This window comes from Enterobacter sp. HMSC16D10 (assembly GCF_001807145.1).
In the GTDB taxonomy this organism is placed as follows: Bacteria; Pseudomonadota; Gammaproteobacteria; order Enterobacterales; family Enterobacteriaceae; genus Enterobacter; species Enterobacter roggenkampii.
Genome location: NZ_KV787875.1, coordinates 1 through 3,392, shown reverse-complemented (window position 1 = coordinate 3,392; position 3,392 = coordinate 1). Strand labels below are relative to the sequence as shown.

General features: G+C 49.9%; 3 protein-coding genes, 1 tRNA gene and 1 pseudogene. 1 reads left to right on the top strand and 4 read right to left on the bottom strand.

Annotated features, from left to right (window positions below):
- Nucleotides 1-26: 26 nt before the first annotated feature.
- From HMPREF3143_RS10860 to HMPREF3143_RS10850, 3 genes and pseudogenes are all read right to left on the bottom strand, one after another.
- Nucleotides 27-419, bottom strand: a pseudogene (locus HMPREF3143_RS10860) (tyrosine-type recombinase/integrase); the annotation flags it as partial.
- A gap of 160 nt (nucleotides 420-579) precedes the next feature.
- A tRNA-Arg gene (locus HMPREF3143_RS10855) sits at nucleotides 580-654 on the bottom strand.
- A 75-nt stretch (nucleotides 655-729) separates the two neighbouring features.
- Nucleotides 730-1,659, bottom strand: a complete 930-nt coding sequence (locus tag HMPREF3143_RS10850) for a formate/nitrite transporter family protein (protein WP_008502620.1) — start codon at nucleotides 1,657-1,659, stop codon at nucleotides 730-732.
- 315 nt (nucleotides 1,660-1,974) lie between these two features.
- On the opposite strand from HMPREF3143_RS10850, the gene mlaA reads away from it, so the two are divergent.
- Entirely contained in the window at nucleotides 1,975-2,727 is a 753-nt protein-coding gene (mlaA, locus tag HMPREF3143_RS10845; RefSeq protein ID WP_008502619.1) for a phospholipid-binding lipoprotein MlaA, read from the top strand.
- Between the two features lie 44 nt (nucleotides 2,728-2,771).
- Here mlaA and HMPREF3143_RS10840 read toward each other — a convergent pair.
- A partial coding sequence (locus HMPREF3143_RS10840) for an outer membrane protein transport protein (protein WP_175441119.1) occupies nucleotides 2,772-3,392 on the bottom strand: 621 nt, incomplete at its 5' end.

Genomic DNA, 3,392 nt, shown 5'->3' with positions numbered 1-3,392 from the left:
GGAAGGAGGGAGTGACCATCTCATTAAATATCCTTTTCCATGCAGTTGATAACTTCTTTCGCGTACCCTTCTGACCAAGTGGTTTTTTTTGAACCATGCCATTCCCTTGCTACCGATTCAAAACTGTTCTCATGTGCAAACTGCAACGCAATTTTTTCAGCCTTTCTGGCCTCGCTGGGGTTGATCCCTTTGGCCAACATCGAACGAGCTTCATCACGTTTAGCACGCGCTTGTGCAAGCGATACATCGCCATATACGCCGAAGGAAATCATCTTGGGCTTTCCTGCAAAGCGGTAACGATAGCGCCAACCTTTACTGCCAGTGGTGTCAATAAGTAGTGATAACCCCATACCATCGTTCAATGTGTAGGGCTTATCCTTTGGTTTTGCGCGTTTTATTTGGATGTCAGATAGCAGCATGTGTATAGAAAAAAGATCGAACTCAGTTATACACAATCTTATACGCAAAAATGTATAGATTCCATTAGAAATAATGGCACCTTATTGGACGAGCGATATTAGTGATTAGGTTTTAAATCAGTGAGTTATGGAATGTCTTGGACTTATTGAGAGATGGTAATGGTGTCCCCTGCAGGAATCGAACCTGCAACTAGCCCTTAGGAGGGGCTCGTTATATCCATTTAACTAAGGGGACGAGGCGGCACGAGTATAGCGTCATTTACACTTTGCGTTAAGCGCATCGCCGCCTGACTGCTCAAAGAGTCACCATTCAGGACGATTTTTTTGTCGATTTATCATCATTTTCCCGCGCTTTAAGCTCCGCTTTGCGTTTGTTCGACATGTCGTTACGGATTTGGGCATGGCTTAACAGCGCGAAGATAAACGTTCCGCCGCAGATGTTACCCGCCAGCGTCGGCAGGGCGAACGGCCAGAAAAAGTCGCTCCAGTGAAGCGTACCGTTAAAGACCAGATACAGTATTTCTACGGTACCGACCACAATATGCGTGGTGTCAGCCAGCGCAATCAGCCAGGTCATCAATATAATCACCACAATTTTGGCGCTCCCTGCTGAAGGAAACATCCAGACCATCGTGGCGATAATCCAGCCAGAGATGATGGCATTAGAGAACATTTCGATCGGGGTGTTTTTCATCACATCCATGCCGATTTTTACAAATGCGTCCCGGGTGGGTTCATCAAAGATCGGCATGTACTCAAACGCCCAGGCCGCGATGCCCGTGCCGATGATATTACCCAGCAGGACGACGCTCCACAGACGCATCAATAAACCGAAGTTGCCGAGGGTAGGGTTTTGCATCACCGGCAGAACGGCGGTCACCGTGTTTTCGGTAAACAACTGCTGGCGGGCCATGATGACAATCACAAAGCCGAAGGTATAGCCGAGATTCTCGAGTAAAAAACCGCCCGGCACACCTTCCAGCTGAACATGAAATATCCCTTTGGCGAGCAGAGACGCGCCCATTGAGAGCCCTGCGGCGATAGCTGACCAGAAGAGGGCCATGGCATCGCGCTCCATCTCTTTTTCACCGTCCTGGCGGATATGCTCATGGATGGCCATCGCGCGGGAAGGGAGGCGATCTTCATCAATTTCTATTTTCTCGCCACGCGCTTTCTCCTCGCTTTCAATTTCAAGTTCCTCATCGCTCTCGCCAATTTTTTCTTCGCCCACTTCTTTCATATCTGCTCCCGGAGGTTGATCTTTCTGTTAAGCGTAGCGGCTTTTATCGGGATGCCTGTGGGGATGCTCTTAAATTGGCGGCAATGACAACAAAGGTGATACATCTCTTTCAAAGACATTATAAAATTGCCAGCGAAACGAATTCCAAAAGCCAGGCTATGCTGAGATCAGAGTCACGGTGATTACTGCCCGTAATTGTGCTCATAGACATCGGTAAACGTGCTGTTACAATCGCTTGCACGTTTACAGACGGAGCATCAACGGCTCCGTTACGGATGGCAATCAACGATAGCCATACTGAACAGGGAGATATTTATGAAACTTCGGCTGTCGGCGCTTGCGCTTGGCGCGACGATGCTTGTGGGCTGCGCCAGCTCCGGGGAGCAAACGGGACGCTCCGATCCTCTCGAAGGATTTAACCGCTCCATGTATAACTTTAACTACAACGTGCTGGACCCGTATGTGGTTCGCCCGGTGGCAGTAGCATGGCGCGATTATGTTCCCCAGCCCGCGCGTAACGGGTTAAGTAACTTTACCAGCAACCTCGAAGAGCCTGCGGTAATGGTGAACTACTTCCTGCAGGGTGACCCGTATCAGGGGATGGTGCACTTTACCCGCTTCTTCCTGAACTCCATTCTGGGGATGGGCGGCTTTATTGACGTGGCAGGCATGGCGAACCCGAAACTGCAGCGTGAGCAGCCGCACCGTTTCGGCAGCACAATGGGACATTATGGCGTCGGGTACGGTCCGTACATGCAATTACCGTTCTACGGCAGTTTCACCCTTCGTGATGACGGCGGCGATATGGTTGATACGCTGTATCCGGTTCTGTCGTGGCTGACCTGGCCGCTGTCGGTGGGTAAATGGACGGTGGAAGGGATAGAAACCCGTGCGCAACTGCTCGACTCTGATGGCTTACTGCGCCAGTCTTCTGACCCGTATATTATGGTGCGAGAAGCGTACTTCCAGAATCATGATTTTATTGCTAACGGCGGTAAGCTGAAACCGGAAGAGAATCCAAACGCGAAGGCGATCGAGAACGAACTAAAAGATATCGATTCGGAGTAAATAAAAAAGGTGAGCAATGCTCACCTTTTTCAATTCCTGTGCGATTAGAACGCGTAGTTGAAGTTCATGCCATACAGCCAGGCTTTACCTTCGGAAGAGAACTCATATGGGCCTTCTTTGAAGGTAACTTTTTGACCGTGCATATAAGAGATACCGGCGTCAATTGAGGCATCCTTGTTGAAGGCATAAGTAGCACCTGCGCTCAGCCAGAAACGGTCCTGATCCGGAATAGAGATGGAGCGCTTGTCGGCAGGAACCGGGCTGTCATCGAAGGCAATACCGGTACGGAACGTCCAGTTATCATCCATATAGTAGGTTGTCCCCAGCGCGATGCGGTAAGCGTCGCGGAAGCTTTCATCTTTATAGAAGAGCGTGTCGCCTTTGCTGTTGGTTGCTTTCAGCTCCTGGAACTGACTCCAGCTGGTATAGGTTAGGCTATAATGAATTGCCCACTGCGGTGCCACTTTATTATAACCTGACAGTTCCCACATTTCCGGCAGGTGCAGGCTTAGAGAACCGCCAGTGGTACTACCGTTGGTACCCATCGGCAGGCCGAAGTTGCCGAGGATCTGGTTATAGGCAGAAGGCAGGCTGCTCTTATAATCGCCATCGAAATCGATTTTAACTTCGGAATGAAGTGGTTTACTGAATTTGGCCACCTGAAC

Excerpts from the sequence above, each read along its gene's own strand:
- HMPREF3143_RS10850 (WP_008502620.1), bottom strand. The coding sequence starts at position 1,659 with ATGAAAGAAGTGGGCGAAGAAAAAATTGGCGAGAGCGATGAGGAACTT.
- mlaA (WP_008502619.1), top strand. The coding sequence starts at position 1,975 with ATGAAACTTCGGCTGTCGGCGCTTGCGCTTGGCGCGACGATGCTTGTG.